The sequence below is a fragment of the Vibrio sp. 1-Bac 57 genome (assembly GCF_037546855.1).
GTDB lineage: Bacteria > Pseudomonadota > Gammaproteobacteria > Enterobacterales > Psychromonadaceae > Psychromonas.
The window spans coordinates 95,898-122,072 of sequence record NZ_JALAAC010000003.1 but is presented as its reverse complement, the minus strand read 5'-3'; the positions used below and the strand labels follow the sequence as shown (position 1 = coordinate 122,072).

At 37.4% G+C, this 26,175-nt stretch carries 28 protein-coding genes; 15 read left to right on the top strand and 13 right to left on the bottom strand.

Annotated elements, in window-relative coordinates; translation table 11 throughout:
• Window position 1: 1 nt before the first annotated feature.
• Genes ureC through MT391_RS03075 form a run of 5 tightly spaced genes read left to right on the top strand, consistent with a single transcriptional unit; the run spans window position 2 to window position 3,805 of the window.
• Entirely contained in the window at window positions 2-1,705 is a 1,704-nt protein-coding gene (ureC, locus tag MT391_RS03095; RefSeq protein WP_499439015.1) for an urease subunit alpha, read from the top strand.
• A 14-nt stretch (window positions 1,706-1,719) separates the two neighbouring features.
• Complete coding sequence (ureE, locus tag MT391_RS03090) at window positions 1,720-2,220, top strand: urease accessory protein UreE (protein WP_499496885.1); 501 nt, start codon at window positions 1,720-1,722, stop codon at window positions 2,218-2,220.
• A complete protein-coding gene (locus tag MT391_RS03085) occupies window positions 2,210-2,905 on the top strand; it encodes an urease accessory protein UreF (protein ID WP_499496884.1) in 696 nt (231 codons plus the stop codon). The genes ureE and MT391_RS03085 overlap by 11 nt, the downstream gene beginning before the upstream one ends.
• Before the next feature lie 56 nt (window positions 2,906-2,961).
• Window positions 2,962-3,573 (top strand): urease accessory protein UreG, encoded by a 612-nt coding sequence (gene ureG, locus MT391_RS03080; RefSeq protein WP_166368194.1) that lies wholly within the window; start codon window positions 2,962-2,964, stop codon window positions 3,571-3,573.
• Between the two features lie 49 nt (window positions 3,574-3,622).
• Complete coding sequence (locus tag MT391_RS03075; RefSeq protein WP_166368192.1) at window positions 3,623-3,805, top strand: hypothetical protein; 183 nt, start codon at window positions 3,623-3,625, stop codon at window positions 3,803-3,805.
• Between the two features lie 68 nt (window positions 3,806-3,873).
• Here MT391_RS03075 and MT391_RS03070 read toward each other — a convergent pair whose 3' ends face one another.
• Window positions 3,874-4,278, bottom strand: coding sequence for a putative signal transducing protein (locus MT391_RS03070; protein ID WP_499496883.1), 405 nt, complete (start codon window positions 4,276-4,278; stop codon window positions 3,874-3,876).
• A 79-nt stretch (window positions 4,279-4,357) separates the two neighbouring features.
• Window positions 4,358-4,726 carry a PH domain-containing protein gene (locus MT391_RS03065; RefSeq protein WP_499496882.1) on the bottom strand — a complete coding sequence of 123 codons (369 nt, stop codon included), beginning with the start codon at window positions 4,724-4,726 and terminating at the stop codon, window positions 4,358-4,360.
• 323 nt (window positions 4,727-5,049) lie between these two features.
• Here MT391_RS03065 and MT391_RS03060 point away from each other — a divergent pair, with 323 nt between their 5' ends.
• Window positions 5,050-5,256: a cold-shock protein gene (locus MT391_RS03060; protein ID WP_025566132.1), complete on the top strand. Its 207-nt coding sequence runs from the start codon at window positions 5,050-5,052 to the stop codon at window positions 5,254-5,256.
• A 1,031-nt stretch (window positions 5,257-6,287) separates the two neighbouring features.
• Here the strand turns inward: MT391_RS03060 and MT391_RS03055 are convergent.
• Together MT391_RS03055 and MT391_RS03050 are read right to left on the bottom strand one after the other, a co-directional pair.
• Window positions 6,288-7,076: an ABC transporter permease gene (locus tag MT391_RS03055; RefSeq protein WP_166368186.1), complete on the bottom strand. Its 789-nt coding sequence runs from the start codon at window positions 7,074-7,076 to the stop codon at window positions 6,288-6,290.
• A gap of 98 nt (window positions 7,077-7,174) precedes the next feature.
• Complete coding sequence (locus MT391_RS03050; RefSeq protein WP_166368184.1) at window positions 7,175-7,615, bottom strand: dCMP deaminase family protein; 441 nt, start codon at window positions 7,613-7,615, stop codon at window positions 7,175-7,177.
• A gap of 235 nt (window positions 7,616-7,850) precedes the next feature.
• Between MT391_RS03050 and MT391_RS03045 the strand changes: the two genes are divergently transcribed.
• Window positions 7,851-8,795 carry a YeiH family protein gene (locus tag MT391_RS03045; RefSeq protein ID WP_499496881.1) on the top strand — a complete coding sequence of 315 codons (945 nt, stop codon included), beginning with the start codon at window positions 7,851-7,853 and terminating at the stop codon, window positions 8,793-8,795.
• A gap of 543 nt (window positions 8,796-9,338) precedes the next feature.
• On the opposite strand, the gene MT391_RS03040 is transcribed toward MT391_RS03045, so the two are convergent.
• On the bottom strand, window positions 9,339-9,497 hold the full coding sequence (locus MT391_RS03040) for a hypothetical protein (RefSeq protein WP_166368180.1): 159 nt from the start codon (window positions 9,495-9,497) through the stop codon (window positions 9,339-9,341).
• 222 nt (window positions 9,498-9,719) lie between these two features.
• Between MT391_RS03040 and MT391_RS03035 the strand changes: the two genes are divergently transcribed.
• On the top strand, window positions 9,720-10,013 hold the full coding sequence (locus MT391_RS03035) for a Fis family transcriptional regulator (RefSeq protein WP_499496880.1): 294 nt from the start codon (window positions 9,720-9,722) through the stop codon (window positions 10,011-10,013).
• 102 nt (window positions 10,014-10,115) lie between these two features.
• On the opposite strand, the gene MT391_RS03030 is transcribed toward MT391_RS03035, so the two are convergent.
• The 4 genes from MT391_RS03030 to MT391_RS03015 all read right to left on the bottom strand — a co-directional run bounded on the left by MT391_RS03030 (window position 10,116) and on the right by MT391_RS03015 (window position 15,535).
• A complete protein-coding gene (locus MT391_RS03030) occupies window positions 10,116-11,063 on the bottom strand; it encodes an ABC transporter permease (RefSeq protein ID WP_166368176.1) in 948 nt (315 codons plus the stop codon).
• Window position 11,064: 1 nt separating this feature from the next.
• Entirely contained in the window at window positions 11,065-12,042 is a 978-nt protein-coding gene (locus MT391_RS03025; RefSeq protein WP_499496879.1) for an ABC transporter permease, read from the bottom strand.
• Window positions 12,043-12,217: 175 nt separating this feature from the next.
• Window positions 12,218-13,768: an ABC transporter substrate-binding protein gene (locus MT391_RS03020; RefSeq protein ID WP_499496878.1), complete on the bottom strand. Its 1,551-nt coding sequence runs from the start codon at window positions 13,766-13,768 to the stop codon at window positions 12,218-12,220.
• Window positions 13,769-13,828: 60 nt separating this feature from the next.
• A complete protein-coding gene (locus tag MT391_RS03015) occupies window positions 13,829-15,535 on the bottom strand; it encodes a dipeptide ABC transporter ATP-binding protein (RefSeq protein ID WP_166368170.1) in 1,707 nt (568 codons plus the stop codon).
• Between the two features lie 410 nt (window positions 15,536-15,945).
• On the opposite strand from MT391_RS03015, the gene MT391_RS03010 reads away from it, so the two are divergent.
• The 3 genes from MT391_RS03010 to MT391_RS03000 all read left to right on the top strand — a co-directional run bounded on the left by MT391_RS03010 (window position 15,946) and on the right by MT391_RS03000 (window position 17,611).
• Window positions 15,946-16,341 (top strand): DNA polymerase III subunit psi, encoded by a 396-nt coding sequence (locus MT391_RS03010; RefSeq protein WP_499496877.1) that lies wholly within the window; start codon window positions 15,946-15,948, stop codon window positions 16,339-16,341.
• Window positions 16,325-16,789, top strand: a complete 465-nt coding sequence (rimI, locus tag MT391_RS03005) for a ribosomal protein S18-alanine N-acetyltransferase (RefSeq protein ID WP_346774304.1) — start codon at window positions 16,325-16,327, stop codon at window positions 16,787-16,789. The genes MT391_RS03010 and rimI overlap by 17 nt, the downstream gene beginning before the upstream one ends.
• 78 nt (window positions 16,790-16,867) lie before the next feature.
• Window positions 16,868-17,611, top strand: coding sequence for a TrmH family RNA methyltransferase (locus MT391_RS03000; RefSeq protein WP_166368166.1), 744 nt, complete (start codon window positions 16,868-16,870; stop codon window positions 17,609-17,611).
• A 931-nt stretch (window positions 17,612-18,542) separates the two neighbouring features.
• Here the strand turns inward: MT391_RS03000 and MT391_RS02995 are convergent.
• Entirely contained in the window at window positions 18,543-19,040 is a 498-nt protein-coding gene (locus tag MT391_RS02995) for a SprT family zinc-dependent metalloprotease (protein WP_499496876.1), read from the bottom strand.
• 33 nt (window positions 19,041-19,073) lie between these two features.
• Window positions 19,074-20,222 carry a methionine adenosyltransferase gene (gene metK, locus MT391_RS02990; protein WP_499496875.1) on the bottom strand — a complete coding sequence of 383 codons (1,149 nt, stop codon included), beginning with the start codon at window positions 20,220-20,222 and terminating at the stop codon, window positions 19,074-19,076.
• Window positions 20,223-20,468: 246 nt separating this feature from the next.
• Here metK and MT391_RS02985 point away from each other — a divergent pair, with 246 nt between their 5' ends.
• Together MT391_RS02985 and MT391_RS02980 are read left to right on the top strand one after the other, a co-directional pair.
• The gene (locus tag MT391_RS02985; protein WP_499496874.1) at window positions 20,469-21,797 is read left to right on the top strand and encodes a peptidoglycan DD-metalloendopeptidase family protein; all 1,329 of its coding nucleotides are present in this window, start codon (window positions 20,469-20,471) and stop codon (window positions 21,795-21,797) included.
• A gap of 99 nt (window positions 21,798-21,896) precedes the next feature.
• The gene (locus MT391_RS02980; protein WP_499496873.1) at window positions 21,897-22,238 is read left to right on the top strand and encodes a DUF3802 family protein; all 342 of its coding nucleotides are present in this window, start codon (window positions 21,897-21,899) and stop codon (window positions 22,236-22,238) included.
• Window positions 22,239-22,434: 196 nt separating this feature from the next.
• Here the strand turns inward: MT391_RS02980 and rsd are convergent, their stop codons facing one another.
• A complete protein-coding gene (gene rsd / locus MT391_RS02975; protein WP_499496872.1) occupies window positions 22,435-22,908 on the bottom strand; it encodes a sigma D regulator in 474 nt (157 codons plus the stop codon).
• A gap of 546 nt (window positions 22,909-23,454) precedes the next feature.
• Between rsd and nudC the strand changes: the two genes are divergently transcribed.
• Together nudC and hemE are read left to right on the top strand one after the other, a co-directional pair.
• Entirely contained in the window at window positions 23,455-24,261 is an 807-nt protein-coding gene (gene nudC / locus MT391_RS02970) for an NAD(+) diphosphatase (RefSeq protein WP_499496871.1), read from the top strand.
• Window positions 24,262-24,427: 166 nt separating this feature from the next.
• Window positions 24,428-25,492 (top strand): uroporphyrinogen decarboxylase, encoded by a 1,065-nt coding sequence (gene hemE / locus MT391_RS02965; protein ID WP_166368154.1) that lies wholly within the window; start codon window positions 24,428-24,430, stop codon window positions 25,490-25,492.
• Window positions 25,493-25,634: 142 nt separating this feature from the next.
• On the opposite strand, the gene MT391_RS02960 is transcribed toward hemE, so the two are convergent.
• Window positions 25,635-26,084, bottom strand: coding sequence for an RrF2 family transcriptional regulator (locus MT391_RS02960; protein WP_160064118.1), 450 nt, complete (start codon window positions 26,082-26,084; stop codon window positions 25,635-25,637).
• Between the last annotated feature and the right edge of the window lie 91 nt (window positions 26,085-26,175).

Genomic DNA, 26,175 nt, shown 5'->3' with positions numbered 1-26,175 from the left:
CATGGCTAGTATTGATAAACATTCTTACGCACATATGTTTGGCCCAACTGTTGGTGACCGTGTTCGTTTAGCAGATACCAACTTATGGATCGAAGTAGAAAAAGATTTTACCGAGTACGGTGAAGAGGTCACTTTTGGTGGCGGTAAGGTTATTCGAGATGGAATGGGACAAAGCCAAGCATCTTGTGCTGAAACCGTTGACCTTGTTATCACCAACGCTTTGATCCTAGACCACTGGGGCATTGTAAAAGCCGATGTGGGTATTAAAGACGGACGTATCGCTATTATCGGTAAAGCCGGTAACCCTGATATTCAAGACAATATTGATATCGAAATAGGGGCGGGAACGGAAGTGATTGCGGGTGAAGGTCAAATCTTAACGGCTGGTGGAATAGACGCGCATATTCATTTTATTTGTCCACAGCAAATTGAAGAAGCACAAATGTCCGGTGTCACTACTATGATTGGTGGCGGTACAGGTCCAGCAACAGGGACTAAAGCAACCACCTGTACGCCGGGGCCTTGGAATATCCATAAAATGCTACAAGCAACCAATGACTTCGCCATGAATTTTGGATTTTTAGGCAAAGGAAACGTCAGTTTACCTAAAGCGTTAGAAGAACAAATTGAAGCGGGTGTTTGTGGTTTAAAATTACATGAAGATTGGGGCACAACCCCAGCAGCTATTGATAACTGTCTTTCTGTTGCTGAGCGATATGATGTGCAGGTTGCTATCCATACTGACACCTTAAATGAGTCGGGCTTTTTAGAAGATACACTGGGCGCATTTAAAGGCCGTACTATACATACTTACCATACTGAAGGTGCTGGTGGTGGTCATTCGCCAGATATTATTCGCGCTTGTGGTGAAGCCAATGTATTACCTTCATCCACTAATCCAACACGTCCCTATACGGTTAATACTATTGATGAACATTTAGATATGTTAATGGTTTGTCATCATCTAAACCCGTCGATTCCAGAAGATATTGCCTTTGCCGATTCACGTATTCGTAAAGAAAGTATTGCGGCGGAAGACATCATGCATGACTTAGGTGCAATCAGTATGATTTCTTCTGATTCTCAAGCAATGGGGCGCGTAGGTGAAATGATCACTCGCACTTGGCAAACTGCCCATAAGATGAAACAGCAACGTGGTCCGTTAGCACCAGATACAGAGCGAAACGATAATTTTCGTGCTAAGCGCTATATCGCTAAATACACTATTAATCCAGCCATTAGCCATGGTATCAGCCATGAAGTTGGCTCGATTGAAATAGGTAAACTGGCGGATTTAGTATTATGGAAGCCAGCGTTTTTTGGTATTAAACCTTCGATGATTATCAAGTCTGGCTTTATTGCTGCAGCTCCGATGGGCGACGCGAATGCCTCGATACCAACGCCACAGCCAGTTTATTATCGTCCAATGTTTGGTTCATTTGGCAGTGCCTCTGCGCAAACGTCAATGACCTTCTTGTCACAGGCTGCAATCGATAAAAACGTACCAGAAATTGCTGGAATGACGCGCTTAATCGGTGTGTGTAAAAATACCCGTAATGTGGGGAAAAAAGACATGATCCATAATGATTGGATGCCGAATATAGAGGTCGATTCACAAACCTATGAAGTACGAGCAAATGGCGAGTTATTGACCTGTGAGCCGGCGACGGAGTTACCACTAGCACAGCGCTATTGTTTGTTTTAAGTTAGGAAAAAACAATGTTACAAGTATTTGAAAGGTTGGATCATACGCATGATCAGATTAATGATTCGATTACCTTAGATCATGACACTCGCAAGAAATCACGTATCAAAGGCGTGACAGATAAAGGTGCTGATATTGGTATTTTTGTTGAACGTGGCCATCCCCTATTGGTGGGAGAAATATTAAAAACAGAATGTGGTTTATTGATTGAAGTGAAAGGGCAGGCTGAGGATGTTTCAACTGCGCTTGGCAAGGATTGGTTAACGTTTAGCAAAGTTTGTTATCACTTAGGTAACCGTCATACTACATTACAAGTGGGTGAGTTATGGGTACGTTTTAAACCTGACCATGTGCTAGAAGAGCTTGCTGAAAACTATGGTTTAACAATCGATAGAACACCTGCTGTTTTTGCTCCTGAGAATGGTGCTTATGGTAAGCGAAGTGGTCATTCTCATTCGCATAGTCACTCACACAACAATTCACATAGCCATTCAGATCATCACCATGAACATTAATATGGCCAGTCCGGTTAAGCTTAATCGATTACTGCAATTGTGCAGTGCTAATCTACCGGTTGGTGGCTTTTCGTTTTCGCAAGGGTTGGAATATGCAACGGAAATGGAATGGATCAACAACCAAAAAACGACCTTTGATTGGATTGAGTTAAATCTCAATGAATCCATCGCACGCACTGATCTAGCATTATTGAAACGACTTTATCATGCCTTAGAAAACAATGATTTTGAAAGTTTTAAGTTGCATAACCAACATCTAATTGCGTGTCGTGAAAGTAGCGAATTGCGCCTTGCTGATGTTGCGATGGGTAAAGCATTAATCCGTTTATTAAAGCAACTCGATGCTGTTGATAGCGAACCTTACAGTGAATTGTTTAAGCAACCAGATAGTAGCTTTGTGAGTGTTTTTACGATTGCAGCTTATCTTTGTGAATTAGATTTAATCTCTGCACAAAGTGGTTATTGTTGGACATATTTAGATAACCAAGTGGCTGCTGCGACTAAATTGGTGCCATTAGGGCAAACTCAAGCACAAAATTTATTGTTTGATTTAAGCGATAAAGTGGCAGGGGCTATTAGTGTTGCAAACCAAATTGAAGATGATGATATTGGGGCGAGTCTACCTCGATTAGCAATGGCTAGTGCTTGGCACGAAACGCAATACACCCGCTTGTTCAGATCTTAAAAATTAGATTCGTTTTAAGTACAGACAAACTATTTTAGAAATATGAGAGAAAGATAATGAGAAAAAAACAACTTTTACGTATCGGTGTGGGTGGCCCCGTCGGCTCAGGTAAAACGGCATTATTAAGTCAATTATGTTTAGCGTTACGCGATAAATATGAAATGGCCGTGGTTACTAACGATATTTATACTCATGAAGATGCACAGTTTTTAACACGTAACGATGCGCTATCGGCTGACCGTATTATGGGCGTTGAAACCGGTGGTTGTCCGCATACTGCGATTCGTGAAGATGCTTCTATGAACTTAGCTGCTATTGATGAATTACATGAGCGTCACCCTGATTTAGATTTTGTATTAGTGGAAAGCGGTGGTGATAACTTAAGCGCTACGTTTAGTCCTGAACTATCCGATTTAACTTTATATGTGATCGACGTTTCTGCAGGTGATAAAATACCGCGTAAAGGCGGTCCTGGTATCACTAAGTCTGACTTGTTAATCATTAATAAAATTGATGTTGCTGATTTAGTCGGGGCATCATTAGAGGTGATGGATAGAGATGCAAAGAAAATGCGTGGTGATAAACCATTTATTTTCAGTAACATGAAAACACAGCAAGGGTTAGCTGATATTATTGAGTTTATTGAAACACAAGGTATGCTTAAATAAGCAGTATCTAATTATTATTTTGAAAGGACCTATTTTGAAAGGAGTAACCATGAAATTTTTTACTTTAATTTTTACTTTGTTATTAAGCACACAAGCGTTTGCGCATAGCGATCATGCATTGGGTGAAGGTGCGTTACACTTACTTTACCATGTTGTTTTTTGGGGATTATTTGCCGTAGTTGCGGTGAAAGGTGTGCTTTATTTTAAAAATAAGAAAAAGTCTAAGCAATAAGAATTTGATCTAATTATATTTATGTAGATGAGGTGATGTAATGGTTTTTTATATTGCCCTGTCTACGCCTATTCACTTTCTTTAAACCAACCACAATCCATGCATTTTCTACCGTGTTGATAAAAAAACAGTGGAAAGCCTAATAATATGAATAAAACAAAAGCAGGCTTTTTTCCTTTGGTGTAATTGGCTAAATGAATGCTGTTACATTGAGGGCAATGTTCCGGTGTTGTTTCGAACGCTGAATCAACATCTGCTGAGAAATTTAATGCTAAGATTGCTTTTGCTTCAGTTTCAAATGTCTCCGCTACGTACAACCGAACACCCCCTATAGCATCAGAATAGAGCCACTGCATATTAACAGTATGCTCATCAGCTATATATGCTGGAATACCCTCACTCTCTAAACTCGCTTTGGCGATATGTGCATCCAAAGGAAATGAATATTTTGATACAACAACAAATTTGCTCATAACTATCCAAAAACATTATTAGTAGTGATGTAGGCTCAGCGTTTAACAGTAAGAAGTTAAACTAGGATATAAAACGTTTTTATAATAAATGCTTAGAGATAATCTTTGATATTTCTAGCATTGAAGACTGGCCTGTAAATTCAAATCTAACTTGGCCTATCGCCGAAAAATAGATTTCTAACTCTGAGTCAATGTCAAAGGTGCCTGATGTTTCAATAGAATAAGCGACGATATTTTTATAAGGCAGTGAGGTGAAATCTTTTTTACTTCCTGTAATACCTTGAACATTAACGGCAATAATTCTTTTGTCAGTAAATACCACACCGTCACGCATGGACTTATAAGCGTCAATTATTTGCTCATCATCTAGTAATAAGTCTTTTACTTTATCTGCAAAATCAGCATCCTGCTTAAGCTTGAAAAAACCTTTATTATTAAAATCTATCATCGAATATTCCTTAATTTCGTTTGAGTCATTCATTATGTAGCATTTATTGCTGCTATAGCCTGCTTAATTTTTTTACTGAAAATGTATAACGGTAATGTGAGCATAAAAACGGACAATATTTGATCTTTAATCCTAATCTATTGTTGACTTATTCAGGGAGATCTATACTATTCAACTCAGCAGAAATAAAGCCTATTGTTTACATTCTCCATTACGTTGTTTTATTAATAATACCTCGTCTGAAGTCTTTAAGTTCCAGTCTAATTTTTACGCTATTCAAGCCTATTGAAGGCAATTTTTATTAAATTTTACAGGATATTATTATGTCTAAAGTTCAAGGTACAGTTAAGTGGTTCAACGAGTCTAAAGGTTTTGGTTTCATCGAGCAAGCATCTGGTCCAGACGTATTCGCACACTTCAGTGCAATTGCAAGCGAAGGTTTCAAAACTTTAGCTGAAGGCCAAAAAGTAGAATTCACTGTAAGCCAAGGTCCTAAAGGCCCGCAAGCAGAAAATATCGTAGCTCTTTAAGCTGTGATATATTAGCGCCTTAATGCGCTAATTATTCTAAAAAAAGAATGGTAAATCTGAAAAGATTTGCCATTTTTTTTTGCTTTTAAAAAAGTGAAAAATACAACCATCATTAGCAAAACTATTAGTTGATTCAGTTTGATTAAATACACAGTATTAGCCAATAGAAAAAGAGTGCTGCTGTGAAATGATTAAGTAGTAGATAGTAGTTGGTAGGTAGCTATCAGGATTGAATGCAGTACAGAAATATTCTTTTTAACGACTAATAATGATCTGATTATTAGGGGATGATTGAGTAGTAGTTAGTAGTTGCTAGGTCGCTATCAAGATTGAATGCAGCACAGAAATATTCTTTTTAACGACTAAGAATGATTCGATTATTAGGGGATTAATATAGGTTGATTAGTGCTACTGATGAAGCAGCACATTTAATCTCGCACCATGAGGTGGCACGAGTTTTAATATATTGAAACTTAAGAAGTGTTACTGAGAAAAGCGATAAGGTTAGAGGCACCTTATTCAATTGCTAATTTTAAAAAATCTATTCAGTGCTGATATTATCTATTCAGACTGCTTGTTAACCGAGCGGGGCTAATCTGCTCTTGTTAAAAGTGCGACAGTATTTTCTAGTTATCTTTTGTTGTTTCTTTTTGTTCAATTATTTGTTGTTCATCTTTGTTCTGTTGGAACCAAAATCTTTTTCTACCTGTTGAGCGAGCCATATATTTCCTTATGGAGTTTAATTTTTTCGCCGTGATAATTTATCTTTTTTATCAAATGATACTTTTAATAAAACATCTAAAGCGGCTATTAGTTAGTAACGCAACATTGCGTAAAACTGGGATCGGAATTATTGAATGATTTGAGAAGCTAAAGGTAATTCTAAGGACAACGATAACGATGTAACTGAGGATAACTTGGACTTTATATGACATTAATAACTCTGATTTTCCAGAGCGGATTGAATACTAACCAATAAAAAGCTAAAAAGAAAGCATTATTTTTATTTCTTTTATATTTTAATCAGATAGTTAGCTATTAAGCTTTATTTTAATGAGTCCGTTGTTGGCTAAGCTATAACGCAAACTCAGTAATAATGTGATGCTTAACGACACACTGAGCATCACAAAAATAGCGATCAAGATAAGTAACTGATACTTGATGGCTACCATCGGCGTAACACCTCCTAATATTTGTCCTGTCATCATTCCGGGCAAAGTCACAATACCAGTGGTTGCCATCGACGCTAAAATAGGAGCTTGTGCTTTTTTCATTGCTTGTTGTAAAAAAGGAAACGATGCTTGATAAGGACTTGCACCTAATGCAATGGCGGCTTCATATTCATCCTGACGTTGTTTAAAGGCATCAAATAGAGTCTGTAATGCAACAATGTTACCGCTTAAACTATTGCCTAAAAGCATACCAGCTAAAGGGATCATATATTGTGCGTTGTAACGTGGCGAGGGTTGAATGACCAGTAGTGACATGACTAATAATAAGGGCAATAAAGCACAACTTAATGCTAACGCATTCGCCAATAATAGTTTCCGACTTGATAAGTCACTTTTACTGATTATGCTATAGCTACCCATTGCAATCATTAATATCACCCAAGTGATATTTAAGGCGATACTATCTAATGCAAAGATATATTCGAGGTATAACCCCAGCAAAAATAGTTGTACAAGCATTCGTAGCAATGAAATTATTGTGCTTTTATTGATCCCTAATTTGAAATGGGCATTAATAAAAAGAGGGATTAATAGTAATGATGCAAATAATCCGAGCTGTGGCCAGCTAATATCAATACTTGCTTGCATATCACCCCTTGCTACGGATTTATTTCACAAACCATCTTAGTTGTTAGGATGGTTTGTAATTTTTATCGTAAAATATTGTAGGAATTAAATAATGGTGCTTATTGAGCGTCAACTGGTAGCCAGTCAACGCTAACACCTGATTGATTAAACATCTCTTCACTGAGTCTAATTTTATCTCCCCAGCGTGATAGGAAATCTTCACTTTGTGTAGGGCAATGTACTGCTTTGATACCTGTTTGGATTATTTTTGCTGCGCAATTTGGGCAAGGAAAATGAGTGACCCATATTTCACAGCCTTTTAAGTCCCGTTTTGCGTATAAAATTGCGTTCTCTTCAGCATGTAGGGTTTTGAGTAATTTAATTTCACGATTATCGGTTTCAGCACTATCAGAAATCCCCTGCGGATAACCATTAAAGCCCAATGAAACAATGCGGTTATGTTCGGTAATAACGGCACCTACCTGTGTAGAGGGATCCTTACTCCATGATGCAACGAGCTCTGCCATTTGGATGAATCGTACTGCCCATTTAGAAATCATATTTATTGTAATCCTTTATCATGTTGTTTATCTATTGTGCTGAACAGTCGCTCATGACACAAGCTTTAGTGTTTAATTATTAACAGATAATTAACACTTTATTTTGTAATATGGCAATAAATTAGTAATCAGTAATTTCTGTGTTAAATTATATTTAACCTATGATTAAATAGTTTAGAATATGCTTAATGCTAACCCTTGTATATGATGTTTTTTAATCAATCGAGGAGCAGTTATGACATTCATTTTCTCTAAATTACAATGTAATAAAAATATGATGATATTTGCTGTAGTAGGCGTGTTATGTTTGTTTCCTATTATCTCCTCTCCAATAGCATTGGTCCTAGGGTTTACGCTCGCTACAATAGGATTAGTGCCGACTCAAATTGATGTTGCTAAGCTCACCAAAAAATTGCTGGCACTTTCTATAATAGGGCTAGGATTTGGTATTAATGTTGATCAAGCAGTTCAAGCGAGCGCAGGTAATCTTGGCTTAATTGTAGGCTCTATTTTTAGTACATTATTGATTGGTATGCTGCTAACGAAGGTATTTAAGATTGATGCGAAAACTGGCCACTTAGTTTCTTCTGGTACCGCCATTTGTGGAGGCAGTGCCATTGCCGCAGTCGCACCTGCTATTCAAGCGAATAGTGAACAAACCTCTCATGCCCTAGCCACTGTATTCATTTTAAATAGTATTGCCCTGTTTGTTTTTCCTCTTATCGGTCACGCCTTGGGTATGAGCCAATATAATTTCGGTTTATGGAGTGCGATTGCCATTCATGATACATCATCAGTTGTGGGTGCTGCTTCTGCCTATGGCGATGAAGCATTGCAAATAGCCACCACTGTTAAATTAGCGCGGGCTTTATGGATCATTCCAATTGCTTTCATTAGTGCGATTATTTTTAAGGGTGACAGTAAGAAAATAACCGTGCCGATGTTTATTATTTACTACTGTGTGGCTATCGCTATAGCGCATTTCATACCGCAGTTTGATGCTTTATACCAACATGTATTTTTTGTTAGTAAGCGTTTATTAGTATTGTGTTTATTTTTAATTGGCTGTGGCATTACCGTGCGCACCATTAAAAATGCAGGTTATAAACCAATGTTACTGGGTGTTTTATTATGGATAACCATTGCGACAGTTGTACTGGCTTATATTGAACTAGTTTAGGTCTAACGATAGTTATAACTATCCTCGTTATCTTTATGTTTGGGTCAACGAACACTAACAAAGTGAAATAATATTAATTGCTGTAAGCAGATGATTTAAGGTTCAAGCGTAAGGTTCAAACGAGGCCGCCAACGGGTAAATTTAGCGTAGCAAGCACTGCGCTGTTTTTTTAACTATATTATCATTCGGTCAAAGGTTATAAGGAGTAGGGGGTATTGTAAGGGCGTTTTAATAACAATAAATTTGACCAGTTTTTTTATTCTATTAGCATTTTTGATACTAATGATTGAACGCAATCGCTATCAAGTATCAGCTCCACCTCTCAAGTTTTATCTTTTTGAATATCACTGTTACCTTGTCTTTTTTATTAAAAATTATTATTTGATGTGCCGCTGATCCTGCTAAAAAATTGTTTTTTCACTGTCTAGAATCGGTTTGAGATCTTCATTGTATTGCTCTAAGAAAGGCTTCTGAAATTACTAACATTGAAATACTGTGTTAAAGAATAAAGTAACCTATTCATTAATAAGCAATACTGCGCATCTATTCATGAGGCGGTTTATCACTTTTCTGTGTACTCACATAATAGAATAATAGTGAAAAAGCTAATAATGAAAATGCCGCAGCCATAATACCATGGCTTAAAATAGCTAGGATGATCGCTATGAACACGAGAGTGATCATGAATTTTGTTTTAAACATAAGCCCTTCTATTAGTAGTTGTTGTTTAATGTTGCTATCGTGTGCTGCTGTTATCATTTACTGTTGATATCGTTTACTGGTGAACAGGACCTATTATTAACAAGCTTAAGCAAAAGCGATAATACAAAATTGTTCTAACTAATATCATTCCGGCTTAGTCAATCATTACCTATTAGTATTCTGTAGAGAATGAAGGTTTATAAATACCAAAAGAGGGGCTCTATGAGAAAGACAGATAAAAAAATAGATAATAATTTACGTGTAGCATTAACTGAAGTTTGTGAAATAGCATTGGATACAGTGCAAGACTATCAATGGATAACTCATAGCGTGAAATACGATGCATTTCCGGCTTCTTTACAAATAAGTTGTGGCTTTGGCTCGATACAAGCTATTGAACAGTTACAACGCGATCAGCAAGATGTTGTGTTAAAGAAATTAATTGTGAAACATTTAATGGCAGTAGGGATAAATTTAAAAGACGTTAATAAACAAGTGAAGTTTGTGGTTGCTTGATGATAGGAGAGTCGGCATGTTTGTTAAAGCAAATAATTAACTCAGCGTACTGTTTCACGCTGAGTTAATATAATTTCACACTAAGTTAATCTAGCGGTTCAATTAACCTTTGTATATTTTGGGATTAAATACATCACGTAACCAGTCCCCTAATAAGTTAATCACTAATACCAAGCTGATTAATACAATGCCTGGGAAAATAGTTATCCACCATGCTCCAGAGAATATGTATTTAAAGCCGATACTGATCAGGGCACCTAATGAAGGTTGATCCACTGGCAAGCCAAGGCCTAAAAACGATAAAGCCGCTTCAGACATAATTGCATTGGCAACTTGTACCGTTGAAATGACTAAAATAGGCGATAAACAGTTAGGTAGAATATGACGGAACATGATCCGCATTGACCTAAAGCCCATCACTTGCGCAGCTTCTACATACTCTTTTTTCTTTTCTGCTAATACAGAAGCACGAATAGTACGTGCATATTGAGGCCACTCTGCGACCCCAATGATCACTACTAACATCACCACCGCATAATCAGCAAAAAATTCAGCACCAAAGCTTGCCTTAAAAATAGCCGTGATAATGATCGCAACCATCATCGTTGAAAATGATAATTGAACATCGGCAAAACGCATTAAAAAGCTATCTATACGACCACCAAAATACCCTGCTGATAAACCTATCACTATGCCCAGTACTAATTGCACTGCAACGGCCAAAAAGCCAATCGTTAATGACAACCTTGAACCATATAATATGGTGGATAAAATGTCGCGGCCTTGGTCATCCGTCCCAAGTAAAAAGCGAGATTCGCCGCCTTCTAACCATGAAGGTGGTAGCTCAGAATCCATCAAGTCGATGGACATTAAGTCATAGGGGTTAGTTGGCGAAATAACTGGTGCAAATAGTGCAGCAAGAAAAAAGGTTAAGAATAAAACAAAACTAAACATCGCCACTTTGTCGCGTTTAAAGTGGTAAATAAAGTCAGAATCTTTTAGTTGCTGCCAGCGTGATGGAGCAGTATTTTGTTGAGTAACACTATTCATTTTATGCTCCTTTACCTGTGATGTTAACGGTTGGATTGACTACGCCGTATAACAAATCAACGATAGTATTAGTGACCACAAAAATAAGTCCTACAAAGATCACATAGGCGGTAATAAGTGGCGTATCAACACGATTGATCGCTTCTAGAAATAAGAAGCCAGTACCAGGCCATTGGAAAACAGTTTCCGTTAAAATGGTATAAGCAACCATGGTCCCAATTTGAACACCGCCGACGGTAAGTACTGGCAGCATGGTGTTTTTAAGAGCATGTTGATAATAAATTTTATTCATTGCTAAGCCTTTAGCCGTCGCAAATTTTACATATTCAGAGCTTAATGCTTCTAGCATCTCTGAACGTACCAAACGAATAAACAAAGGCAGCATAATAGAGGCGAGTGAGATACAAGGTAATACTAAATGTAATAAACCATCTTTGGTTAAATAGCCCGTTTCCCAACCGAGTACCGAGATAGTTTCCCCGCGGCCATAGGAGGGTAACCACTGCAGCTCAATGGCAAAAATGTACATTAAGATGATAGCGGTTAAAAATACCGGTATTGAGATCCCGATACTACTGAAGGCCATGATTATTTTTGTCCATAAGCTTTTAGGATGAATCGCGGAATAAACACCAAGGGGAATAGAGACCACTATAATAATGAGAGTGGCGCCCAATACTAATTCCATTGTCGCTTGTAACTTATCTAAAATAACGTCTACGGCAGGTCGCTTAAAGAAATAAGAGTTACCTAAATCTCCTTGCACTGCACTAGTAATAAAACGAGTGTACTTGGTAACATAAGAGTCATTTAAGCCAAGTTCATCGCGTAAAACTTGTCGTTCTGCTTCTGATACGGATTGGCCTACCATTTCTCGAAGTGGATCGCCTAGGTTATCTTGGATTGCAAATGCGACTAGGCTGATCACAAACATTACGATTAATGCTTGGAAAAGTCGCTGGACCAAAAAGGTAAACATCAGTTGTTTCCTATAAAATGATTAACGACCCAAAGGTTGGGTCGTTTTATTGTGGTGTTAAAAAATTAAAGTTGTTTATTTTACCTATTAGGTAGCAAACTAAAATAGGCTCTTTTTATACAACAAGAGCCTGTAATTAAGCAGGCTTTAAATTATCTCAGCCTGAATGCTACCTTTATTTAACAACTAAATCGCCTAAGTACGGGAAGTTTAATGCATTAACAATAGGTGAAACATTTAGAGTAGATTTTGCACCCCAAGCAAGGTTCTGCCAATGAAGCGGCACAAATGCAGCATCGTTATATAGAATTTGTTCAACTTCTTGTAACATTGCGGCACGTTTTGCAGGATCTGTTTCTGCATTGGCAGTGTTTACTAAGCTATCTACTTTAGGGTTTGAGTAATGGCCACAGTTGTAAGCGCCTCTACCCGTTTCCGTATCACGCGTCATGGTTAAGAACTCAGAGAAGTTTGCAGAATCTTCAGTATCTGAATGCCAACCAATCATCAGCATATCCGCGGCACATTTATCAAACTCAGGCCAGTATTGTGCTTTAGGCATAGTTTTTAAATCTACAGTAATACCAATCTTAGCTAGCATTGATGAAGCTGCTTGCGCAATCTGTGCATCATTTACGTAACGGTTATTAGGTGCAATCATTGATAATTTAAAGCCTTTCTCATAACCCGCTTCTTTCATCAATTGTTTTGCTTTTTTCAAGTCATAACGAGGCGTTAAATTTGCATCATAACCGGCATAACCTGCAGGGCCTTGTTGTCCCGCTGTTGTTGCAAAACCTTTCATGATTTTTTTCACAATAGCTTCATTGTTAATTGCATACACAATAGCTTGGCGTACACGGGCATCTTTTAACGCTTCATTTGAACTTTGGTTCATTTGTAGTGTAATAATACGGGTACCAGCAACCGTGGTTAGCTCGATGTTTTTAGTATCGATAACACGTTTTTGATCGTTAGGTGCAACTGGGTGAATTAAGTCCACATCTCCAGAAAGTAGCGCAGCAACACGAGTTGCATTCTCTTTAATTGGCACCAAGGTTAGCTTATCAACATTACCTGGTGAGTTTGTATCCCAGTAATTGTCAAAACGGTCAAATACTACCTTTACGCCTTGCTCACGAGATTCAATAGTAAATGGGCCCGTACCTGAAACGTGTGTTGATGCAAATGAACCACCATGTTTAATGATAATTGATTTATCTACACCGTCCATATCACCTGAATAGAACTTACTGTCCATTGGGAAAAGGTAAGTGGCCGTTTGTAGTACTAATGGGTACGGTTCAAATGAAACGAGCTCAACCGTGTAATCATCTATTTTTACTAGCTTCTCGTACGGTGAAAATACGTTTTTAAAGTCTTGAGACGTTTTTAAACGATTAAATGTCCAAACAACGTCATCAGCCGTCATTGTATTACCTGAATGGAATTTGACACCCTTACGAAGTGTAAAGCGGAAGGTGTTATCATCTACACGTTCCCATTTTTCAGCCAAACGAGGCTCAAAATCAAATTCTTTAGTAAAGCGCACTAGTGGATCAAATAACATGTGTGACATTTGTAGCACACCACCAGAAAGTTGCTCATGTGGATCAAGTGTTACTGGGTCCGAATCATAGGCAATGGTGATATCAGCAGCAGTGGCTGAAAAATTTAACCCTGTAGCAAGTAATGCGATGGCTAATTTTGTTTTTAAAAACTTCATTTACAACTCCTTTTATGAAAAAAACATTTAATTATTAACTTTATAATGGTGAAATTTTGTTTAGATACTACTCCGCAACCCTTTAAACTCAGGCATCAATGAAATTAAATGCTGGCTATAAGGGTGTTGAGGATGGGTAAATAATTGCTCACTCTCGTTTACTTCTAATAATTTTCCTTGTTGCATCACACCGATGCGGTCGCATACTTGGCGTATAACGGGTAAATCATGGCTAATAAATAGCATGGTTAGATTTAGCTCATCTTGTAAATCTTTAAGTAGATTTAGAATCTGTGCCTGTACCGATACATCAAGTGCTGATGTTGGTTCGTCACAAATTAATAAACGTGGTCTGGTTGCTAAAGCACGCGCAATAGAGATACGTTGACGTTGACCACCGGAAAATTCATGAGGGTACTTAACCCCAGCCATTCTGCCTAGCCCCACATGGTCTAATAAATCGAATACGATTTGTTGTATTTGTGATTCATTAGCGGCTAGTTTATGAAAACGAATGGGCTCGGCAATAATATCGTAAATCTTCATACGCGGATTCATCGACGTGTATGGGTTTTGAAATACCATTTGCATTTGACGACGGAAAGGGCGACGTTCACGTTCTGATTTAATCGCCGTTAAGTCAATACCTTCAAAAGTTATTTTGCCTTCGTTAGGCGGAAATAAGCCGGTAATAACACGTGCAATCGTTGATTTTCCTGAGCCGGACTCACCCACTAAACCAAAAGTTTCACCTTCATTAATACTAAAGCTGACGTTTTTGTTGGCTTGAACGTATTCGCGTTTGCTCTCAAAAAATGAATCTTTAGTGACAAAACGTAAACTGACATTTTCAACATTTAATAGTGGGCCATCATAATCACGCTGTTCTTCACTTTGTCCTAACCAATGGTTTTTAATATCCAGAGCTTGCAGTTCATGTGCTTCTTCGATGTAACTTACCAGTGGAAATCGGTCTAGTTTTCTATCTGAACGTGGTACGGCTGAAATTAAGCTACGCGTATATTCATGATCCGGATCGCCTAGCACTTTAGCCGTTTCACCAAACTCAACTAAATCACCACGATACATTACCGCTATTTTGTCGGTTACGTTAGACACTACACCCATATCGTGGGTTACCAACATACAGCCAACATTTTTTTCAATACATAAACTACGAATCAATGTCAGTATTTGATCTTGAATAGACACATCAAGTGCCGTGGTTGGTTCATCGGCAATAATTAAATCGGGTTCACCTGATAATGCGATGGCAATAACCACACGTTGGCGCATACCGCCAGAAAATTGATGCGGATATTGTTTAATTCGAACTTCAGGCTCTGGAATACCCACTTGTTGCATTAAGTTGATAGCACGTTTTAATGCTTCACCTTGACTCACATTTAAATTGGCATGAATGGTTTCTAGTAACTGTTGCTCAACGGTGAAAAGAGGATTAAGCGACGTCATTGGATCTTGGAAAATAAAACCAATTTTATTACCGCGCACCTTACGCATCTGCTCAAGTGTTAAACCTGATATTTTTTCACCATCTAAAAAAACTTCACCAGCAGCAATGACACCGGGAGGGCTTAATAAATCTATGATCGCATTACCAACTGTAGATTTACCTGCACCTGACTCTCCTACAACGCCAACTATTTCACCACGATTGATCGAAAATGAAAGCGATTTGACCGCTGCATGTACACCAAAACGAGACGGGTATTCAATACGAAGGTTTTTAACTTCTAATAACGCCATTTTAATTATTCCCTGCAGGCTTTAAGAATTTTAGTTTGATAAAACCTTGTATATATATGTTTTTGTGATTGAAAACACATTTATAGCATCCTTTTTCTTACTAAATCCAATAAATTTTCAATCGATCACATTAATTTAGGGAATCGATATCGACAATTCTTTCATGCTAATTTTGGCTATGACTTCAAATTAACAGCATTAATTTTGTATGTTAAATAACCGCAAGCGGTTAAGTGGTTTATTTTCAATCGCATTAATCGCCTCATAAATACAACTTTTAGGTAAGCATTTTCCTAATTCTTGTACTTTTTAATGGTTTCATTTTATAACCTCTGTAAAGCTTCGATCGGATACTAATCAGTGTTATATTTACACCTTGAAATCATCAATATTTTTATTTTAGGCTCGTTATGAAACATCAACAGGCTGTTTTTTTACAAGAAATGGGTATTACCCACTGGCAAGTAAGAAAACCGGCGCTATTTAAAACTGAAGAAGCTCTTAAGCAGTTAAATTTATCTGCATGCAAACTGTTAGTCGTGTGTACAGAGGAGGATGCAAAACATGAGTTGATGGCTGCTATCATTAGTGCTTTTCAAATAAAATCTGATCAGGTGGTTTATTGCTCTTTAGCGCAATTTGAGAATCAACAGGGTAATTTACCCACATTGATTTGGTCTACACTTGGAGAGGTTGCTTCTTCACCGTCTCATCAATTATTAAATTCACCTTCTTTAGCTGAACTTGCGACAAATGCAGCGGCTAAAAAAGTACTTTGGAAGCAGTTCTGTGCCTATCAACAATAAACAATCTGTAACATCTATTATTGCCATGGCGATTACCGATCTCCCTGAAGTATTAGCGATTGAGGTGCAGGCTCATAGTCACCCTTGGTCTGAAAAAATCTTTCTGAGTAATTTTGGTAAGCGTTATATTAATCATGTGATCATGCTTGATGATAAGGTCGTCGGTTATTTTGTTGCTAGTTATGTTGCAGGAGAAGTGACCCTGATGAATATTGCTATTTCTCCTGTTTATCAAGGAGCTGGTCTGGGTCGAGCATTGTTAAATTATTTAAAAACCTTTTCACTCTCGCTATCGCAACAGGAAATCTGGCTAGAAGCTAGAGCTTCTAATACGCCTGCAATCAAACTGTATCAAGCGTTAGATTTTGTAGAAGTGGACATTCGGCCTGCTTATTATCCCGCCGATAATGGCCGTGAAGATGCTATTATCATGTGTTGTTATTTATAAACTTATTTGCACCTGCTTATAAACAAACTTTAAAAAGTCATAAAGTAGCTCTTTAAAGTTATAGACCATTGGAAATTTATGATCTCTAAAAATCAGTTAAAACTCATCCACTCCTTAGAGCAGAAAAAGCAACGTAAGAAATTGGGATTGTTTTTAGTACAGGGTGAAAAAAACGTCAGTGAGTTATTTAACTCAACTTTTGAGATAGTTAATTTATTTGCGACCAGTGAATATATTAATCACCATGCAGATACATTAAGTGCTAACAAATTAGTGGCTTTGACCATTGAGAGTACGCAACAAGAGTTACAAAAAGCAGGGACCTTAAAAACTAATAATAGTGTGATCGCAGTGGTTAAATGCAAACAGTATTCTATTCCAGAAATAGGCGAAAACGAATTGATCTTAGTGTTAGATCAAGTGGGGGATCCAGGCAACTTAGGTACTATTATTCGTGTTGCAGATTGGTATGGGATTGAGCATATTATTTGTAGCCCTGACTGTGCGGACCTTTATAACCCTAAAGTGATTGCTGCAACAATGGGATCTTTTGCGCGTGTACAAGTCAGTCATACTGAGCTTAGTGAGTATTTATCTGCACAGGTTAAACCTATTTACGGCGCTTTCTTAGAAGGAAAGAACATTCATCGTAGTGAACTAGCTAGTGCCGCATTTATTGTGATGGGTAGTGAGTCACATGGTATTTCTACTGAAGTAAGTCAGTATATTAGCGATAAAATAACAATTCCTAACTTTGGCCAGGCAGAGTCATTGAATGTAGCAATGGCCACGGGAATCATTTTAGATAATTTTAAGCGTTAGGTTTTTATCCCTTAATAATCCGGTCTGATAGGCCGGATCATGTGAATGAACTCCTCATTATTATTCACCTTATTTTTTCGCATCTGCTTAGTTTTAATCGCCCTATAGCAATGTTCAGACCGCCAGCTTATACCTCAAAAGCTCACACCTTAAAGCTATACCTTAAAGCCACACCTTGAAGTCAGACCTTAAACTAAGGTCTTCAGTTGATAGTTCAGGGTAGAGTCCATTAAACCACGTCACTGAACACTTCTATTGCTATCAAAATAACTTAATAAGCGTTTATTTTTATCCTGATTAAAGTAATAAAGATGACATCAAAGGTAAGTTTAATTTTGTGCCGTAAAAAACACCTTTCCTGCATTTTTGAAAATAGTGTCGTTAAAAGGTTGACAGATGTTAATGATATCTATTATCATCTTTGTCGTTGGCAAGAATACTGTCGTTATAGCTAACAGTAATTAAGCATTGAGCATTTAAGCCATGAAGTTAATGTTGATTGTTGTTAGTTCAGTATTTTGTCGATGGTTGTTACTGAGAGTCTCCATGCTAGGTAACACCAAAAACCATGACTCATGATAATAGATAACGTTTTATTTATTATGAAATTTTGATTGAAGGTTTGCGCACACAGGCGTTCGATTTAGATTGATGCTATTTTTCGCAGGATATGCCAGCTGTTGATAGATAGTAATGAGTTAAATGGTAATCGGTAAAATTAATATTGCAGCTACAAAGGCGGGGGGTTGGAGTAGCCTGCAATATTAATCCCACTTTACAAGTTGATTTCCCAGCTTAGCTATTTTTACACCTCGAAGTATCATAAATATTCATTTCCCTATAAAAAATCTTAAATCTTAACTTTCAATTCTTAATTCTTAATTCTTAATTCTTAATTCTTAATTCTTTCATTTCTATTGATTGTTAACGCTTAATTTTCTTGTTCAGAAAAGACTAAAGTCGACTTACACTTTCGGCATAAATAACGGGTGCCTTTTTTAATATTATTATGCCGACGAATAGTTAATTGATGCTGCGAGCAAGAGCAGTGGTAAATAAATAATTTACCTTGAACATCTGTAATATCTAATTGATGGGTTGTATTGGCAGGTAAATGAAAAACCTGTGTCATGATTTGTTGCCATTCTTTACCGTGTGGTTTGACTTTACCGTAAAGCTGGTAAGTAATTAAATGTGCAATTTCATGGGCAACGACATGCTCAATAAAAATAGCTTTATTTTGTAGATATAAGATTGGATTGAATTTAATCAGGTTTTTTTGTAGATGTGCAGTACCTGCGCTTCGACCACGTTGATTAAAGAAATAAGTGGGGCGAGGAAAAGCGCGATCAAAAAAGCACTCGGCTAAAATGAAACAATCTTCACCTTTCACTGCGAGTGCTTTTTTATCTTCATACGTTAGCATCATTCAATATTAAATCGTTTTTATAAAACGCTTAAATTAAAATGCAGCCGCTTTAAGAGCGTCTACTTTATCTAGTGCTTCCCAAGGGAATTGCTCACGACCAAAGTGTCCGTAAGCTGCTGTCTCTTGATAAATAGGTTTGATTAGATCTAACATTTCGATTAAACCGTAAGGGCGTAGGTCAAAATGTTCGCTTACTAAGCTAACGATTAAGTCTTTTGCTACTTTTTCAGTACCAAATGTCTCAACGCTGATTGATGTTGGCTCTGCAACACCAATTGCATATGACACTTGGATCTCACAACGGTCAGCTAAACCTGCAGCAACAATATTTTTTGCGACATAACGTGCTGCATAAGCTGCACTTCGGTCTACTTTTGAAGGATCTTTACCAGAAAATGCACCACCACCGTGACGTGCTGTACCACCGTAAGTATCTACGATTATTTTACGTCCTGTTAAACCACAGTCGCCTACTGGCCCACCGATCACAAAACGACCGGTTGGATTAATGTGGAATTTAGTACGTTCAGTTAACCATTCAGCAGGTAAAACCGGTTTAATGATCTCTTCCATTACCGCTTCAACTAAATCTGATTGTTTAATATCTTCACGATGTTGCGTTGAAAGTACAACGGCATCAATACCGACGATTTTACCTTGGTCATAAGCAAAGGTAACTTGGCTTTTAGCATCTGGACGTAACCAATCTAGTTGGCCACTTTTACGTACTTCCGCTTGTTTTTTAACAAGGCGATGAGCATATGTAATTGGCGCAGGCATGAATACTTCTGTTTCATTGGTCGCGTAACCAAACATTAAACCTTGGTCACCGGCACCTTGTTCACGAGGATCTGAGCGGTCTACACCTTGGTTAATATCAGGAGATTGCTTACCTACTACGTTTAGTACGGCACAAGAGTCGGCATCAAAACCCATTTCTGAACTTGTGTAACCAATTTCACGTACGGTATCACGTGTGATTTGTTCAATATCAACCCAGGCATCAGTGGTGATTTCACCGCCTACCATGACCATGCCCGTTTTTACGTAAGTTTCACAAGCAACGCGTGCTTTAGTATCTTGTTTTAAAATGGCATCAAGTACGGCATCAGAAATTTGATCGGCGATTTTATCTGGATGACCTTCAGAAACTGATTCTGAAGTAAATAAGTCACGTGACATGTGAACTCCTATTCGGGCTATTTAAATAAATTATTTTGGATGTTTTTACATCTAGACGTCCATAATACATTTTTTTGTGATGGATAACACCCTATTATTTATAAATAAGATAGAACTGTTTGCTTACTTTATTGGTCAAAGGTGGTTAAAATTACTGTAAATTTTCTTAAACATGCTGTGCTATAGGTTATACTCGCTGGCATTTTATTTTACGGTTATGTTTCTTCTGTCTAATCGAGACTCTCTATGCCTTTGTTACATCAAATTAAAACTATGTTTAAAAAAGTGCTTACTTTAGTAAATCACTTACCTCGCTTGCATTTTTGGTTGATCATCTCTTTATTTGTTTTTTTACTGATTATTAGCCTTATTCCTGCTTCTAACCCTAATGGAAAAACAATTAAACGTGAATTAACTCTTCCTATTAGTGAGTCATTAAAAGATGACTATGCGGTTGCTGAGCCAGCAAAAGTAAATCGTGATGCAAATAAAACATTACTTCCTGACTTTTCTGCCAACCGAGAAATAAATATCACTATTTCTGCGGGTGATACGTTAAGTGAAATTTTTTCTAAGGAAGGTTTGTCAGCCGCAGCTTTACAAGAGTTATTAGAGGTTGATACGGAGCATTTACGCCTTGCTAATTTACTGCCAGGGCAAGAAGTACAGCTTTTGGTTAGCCCTAGTAATCAATTATTATCCTTAAAAGTGATTATCGACCGCGCTAATACATTAAGTTTTGTTTTAAAAGATGGTGCTTATGTATCGAACTTAGAAGTTAAAGAGGGCGAGTGGCGCAATAGTTATTATCAAGGCAGCGTTACTGGCAGCTTTTATGTTAGCGCAAAAAAATCTGGATTATCTGCTAGCCAAATCCAACAAGTATCTCGTGCCTTGCAAGATAAGTTTGATTTTAATCGTCAACTTCGTGTTGGTGATAGCTACCATGTGTTAGTGGCTAAACAATATATAGATGGGGTTTATAGTTTTGATAGTGAAGTATTAGCTATTTTGCTTAAAACCCGAGCACGTACCTATACCGCATTTTTAAACGAAGATGGCCGTTATTATGACAAAGATGGTAAAGGTTTAAGTAAGGCTTATCGTCGTTACCCAGTCAACGGACATCCTCGTATTAGCTCGCGTTTTAATCCTCGTCGTTTACATCCGATTACTAAACGAGTAAGTCCTCATAATGGAACTGATTTCGCTGTTCCTGTTGGTACTAATGTCTATGCTACCGGTGATGGCGTTGTGGTAAGGGCTGGTTATCACCCTGCTGCAGGTAATTATATTGTGCTCAAACATGGTCGTAAATATACAACTCGTTTCTTACATCTAAGCAAAATATTAGTACGTAAGGGGCAACGTGTAGAAATGGGTAAATTGATTGCTCGCTCGGGTAATACAGGACGCTCTACAGGTGCTCATTTACATTATGAATTTCATGTTTATAACAAACCGGTTGATGCGATGAAGGTTGATCTGCCTTTATCACAAGAAGTGCCACAGAAAGATATAAAAGCCTTCAACCAACGACGCGACCTTTCATTACGTGAAATGGGCGAGTTGTAGGATAAAATTGATAGTCATTAATATTTATTAATAAAACTAGTTATTAATGTATGGGTTGTTAATTATTAAGCCGATGTATTAAAGAAGAAAGGGTATTGGATGTTATTAAAAAGTGATGCATATGAACAATGCATAAATTATTTTGCTGATAATTTAGCGATATTTGAACAAAAATCAGGTTCACGCACTGGGCAACCTATTTCTGATATCGTTCTTGATCAAGTTTCCGATATGCTGATGAACTTTTGTTCACAACAGCCCCAACTAAGTAATGAAACTCGTTTAATTGTTGTTGCTGAAGGTGACCAATTAGTTGAAGATATTGAGCAGATACTAGGCAAAAGCTGGGAGCGAAAAGCAACCAATGAACAGCAAATGTTTATAGAAGAATATTTTTTATTATTAAAAAATAGCTTGGATTCGCAGGTAGCGCATTTGTAGCTTTTCTTGGTTTGTCGCTACACATAATTGTTATTACAAAGAAAAAGTTACAAAGATAAAACGAAAAAACCAATCTATACGATTGGTTTTTTTATATGCAGATTATATATCAATGCTTTACATCACCACTTTGTATGGTTAAACATTGATAATAGCGCCATTAAGATCGCCATAATGCGTAATCAATATCCACAGATTAACGAATAGTATGATGAAGGTGTACTACTTCTAATAGCTGATCTTCACGTTCAAATCGGCTTTCCATTACTTGACCTAACTCTGAAATATCATGGTCAAAGTTTAACAATGTTTTATCCGATGCATTTTCTGCATAGGTGTCATTAAAATTCAACGCCACATCAGTCGTGGTGGTGATACGAGAATATAACTCTTGAGCAATTTTTAAATTCTCTATGCCATCCATTCTCGATTGTTCAATGATTTGCTCATACACCTCAAAATGTCCTGTTGAAGCATAATCCAATAACTGTTGGCAAAACTCTGTGATCACCTCTTGTTTAGGTAAGCAGCGTTTTTCTTGTTGGTAGGGTGGCAGGCCCGCTAATTCACAATATAAGACAACGAGTTTTTGACGTGCATCTAACCAATTATCTAAAACAGATAGTTCACCACCCCATTCTTCTTTTGCTTGTTTTATTTTTTTAAGCATAAAAACCTCTTCTAAATGAAATAGCTACAAAACTAACTGACTAAAAATTAAGTGAAATAATGGCGCTCGTCAATATAAATTTAGTTTATATAGCAATCACCATAATTACTGTGAGCTTATGCCCAATGTAATTGCTTCAAATACAAATATTTTATATTAATCGTTACCATTGTAACGAATAACTAAAACGAGAAGAAAAAATAACACTTGTTCAATAGTGGTTTGATATTGCACTATACCCGTTACCAATCAAAATGCATTATTCAGTAGCTAACTCGGATATCAAGGCAAGGCGTAACATGATGACAATGACTAGTCCTTATCGAATGTTACAACGCAGCATTGATTTTCGAGTTAGCTACCCATAGGGCAAGTCGTGAGGCAATCATCTTCGTTCCTGTTATAAAACGGGAAAAAGTTTTGATATAACCCGTTAGATCTTCACCTTTATGCCTATAGCTTGTTCACCTCACTGCGAGCTGATTTTTGTATTTTGAATGATAACGGGTATACATTATTTATTCCTCCCCAAAACGAGTATTTAAGATGGCAGAGTTACAAACTGCGTTAGATGAAAACGCATGGTGGTTTATTTTATCAGAAGGCAAGTTAGTTGCGTTTGATAAAGGTGATTTCATTCCCTTTGGCAATGTTAATGAATTACCTTTTCCTGAAGGGGTAACGACTAATAAACGATTGTTAGGACAATATAAAGATCAACCTTGTTATCTAGTAGAAGTTGAAGATAGCTTAGATATTGGTTTAGGTGGATACGTCACATTACGTTCGTTATTGGGGCGAATTGATGATCTGTTATTTGATATGGCTGGGCGTGCATTTCAAATTGCATTGTTTTATAGAACCCATCAATTTTGCGGTCAATGTGGACAAAAAATGCAGCCCATTGATTGGGAAGTAGCGATGAAGTGCTACCATTGCCAACATCGGACATATCCGCGTGTTTCCCCTTGTATTATTGTTGCAATCCGTAAACATAAGCAGATATTACTAGCATTGCACAACCGTCACCAAAAGGAAAACTATCCTGTTTATACAACGTTAGCAGGGTTTACCGAAGCGGGTGAAACTTTAGAGGCTTGTGTTGAGCGTGAGGTTTTTGAAGAGGTGGGGATTAAAGTTAAAAATATCCGTTATGTAAGCAGCCAGCCTTGGCCTTTCCCTCATTCATTAATGATGGGCTTTATTGCTGATTATGATTCAGGCGAACTAAAAGTTGATCCGCATGAGTTAATTGAAGCAAATTGGTATGATGCAAATAATTTACCAGTGATACCAAAGCATGGCACAATTGCACGTAAATTAATCGAAAAAACACTTAAAAGGTGTCGCTAATTGTGTCGCCAATTGTATCGTTAGTTATATGACTAGTTAAAAATTTTGAACGACAAAACAGGATTAAGGCGCGTTCATTTATTTTAAATGTTAGTATGTGCGCCAATAATTAAGCTGATTTGTAAACTCGGCGCGCCATTAATAGACAGAAAAGAAAAGGTTACCAATGACTGAATTAAAAAACGATCGTTATATTCGTGCTTTGTTAAAGCAAGAAGTAGATAAAACACCTGTCTGGATGATGCGTCAAGCAGGCCGCTATCTACCTGAATATAAAGCGACTCGAGCACAAGCGGGTGACTTTATGTCGCTTTGCCGTAATGCAGATTTAGCTTGTGAAGTAACATTGCAACCATTACGTCGATTTGACCTAGATGCAGCGATTCTTTTTTCTGATATTTTAACTATTCCCGATGCAATGGGCTTAGGATTATATTTCTCAGAAGGTGAAGGCCCTAGATTTGAGCGTCCTATCAGCTGTAAAAAAGATGTTGATAACCTGATCATGCCAGATCCTGAAGGTGAACTTCAGTATGTAATGAATGCGGTCCGTACCATTCGTCGTGATTTAAAAGGCGAAGTGCCATTAATTGGTTTCTCTGGTAGCCCATGGACGTTAGCAACTTATATGGTTGAAGGAAGCGGTTCAAAATTCTTCACTAAAATTAAAAAAATGGCATTTGCTGAACCGCAAACATTACATCTGTTATTAGATAAATTGGCAGATTCTGTGATTGCTTATTTAAATGCACAAATTGCTGCAGGTGCTCAATCTGTGATGGTCTTTGATACTTGGGGTGGTATTTTGTCGCCACGCGATTACAAAGACTTCTCATTGCAATATATGCATAAAATAGTGGATGGCTTAACCCGTAACTACGATGGGCAAAAAATTCCGGTGACTTTATTCACAAAGAATGGCGGTCAATGGATCGAACAAATTGCTGACACTGGTTGTGATGCAATTGGTTTAGATTGGACAATTGATATCAAAGAAGCGAAAGCGCGTGTTGGTTCGCGTGTAGCATTGCAAGGTAACATGGACCCATCGATGTTATACGCGTCACCAGAACGTATTCGCCAAGAAGTGGCGACTATCTTAGAAGGTTTTGGTACAGGCAATGGTCATGTGTTTAATTTAGGACATGGTATTCATTTAGATGTACCACCTGAAAATGCGAAAGTGTTTGTAGATGCCGTGCATGAATTAAGTGTGCCTTACCACAAATAAAGACTGTTAATATTTATTCACTAAAAAAACATACTTCGGTATGTTTTTTCGTTTCTAGCCAGTGCTTATTCATCATATGCTTATGCTTGGCATCTTAATATTGATTGTCGGTTAAGGTATTTTTTCTTTTGCAAAGAGCCGTTTATTCTATTGGGATCATAAGTACCTGTCTGAGTGCAGCTTTATTCTCTCCTTTGATTAAATCAGCTAACGTGTATTGATCTAAACAATCAAAGAAAGATTCCATTGCTTGTGCAAACATTCTTTTTAGCTGGCAACTTGATGTGATCACACATTGGTTATCTTTTCCAAAGCATTCAACCAATGTTGAACCTTGTTCTATAGAGCGTACCAACTGGCCTATATTTATATTTTCAGGCGCTGTATTAAGCTTTATTCCTCCATTTTTCCCCCGAGTTGCATTGATATGATTGTTGGCACTAAGTTCCTGCACTACTTTCATCAAATGATTTTTTGATATTTGATATCGCTCAGCGACTTCTTTAATAGTGATAATGTGGGAAGTTTCTTTTGCAGCCGCAAGGTAAATTAATACTCGTAATGAGTAATCGGTAAAACGAGAAATGTTCATATAAAGCACCTATGTAATGATATTTAATAATGGCATTATTTTGTCTCTACCGCCTTAATATCTTAAAGAATTATTTTAAATGCATCGATTT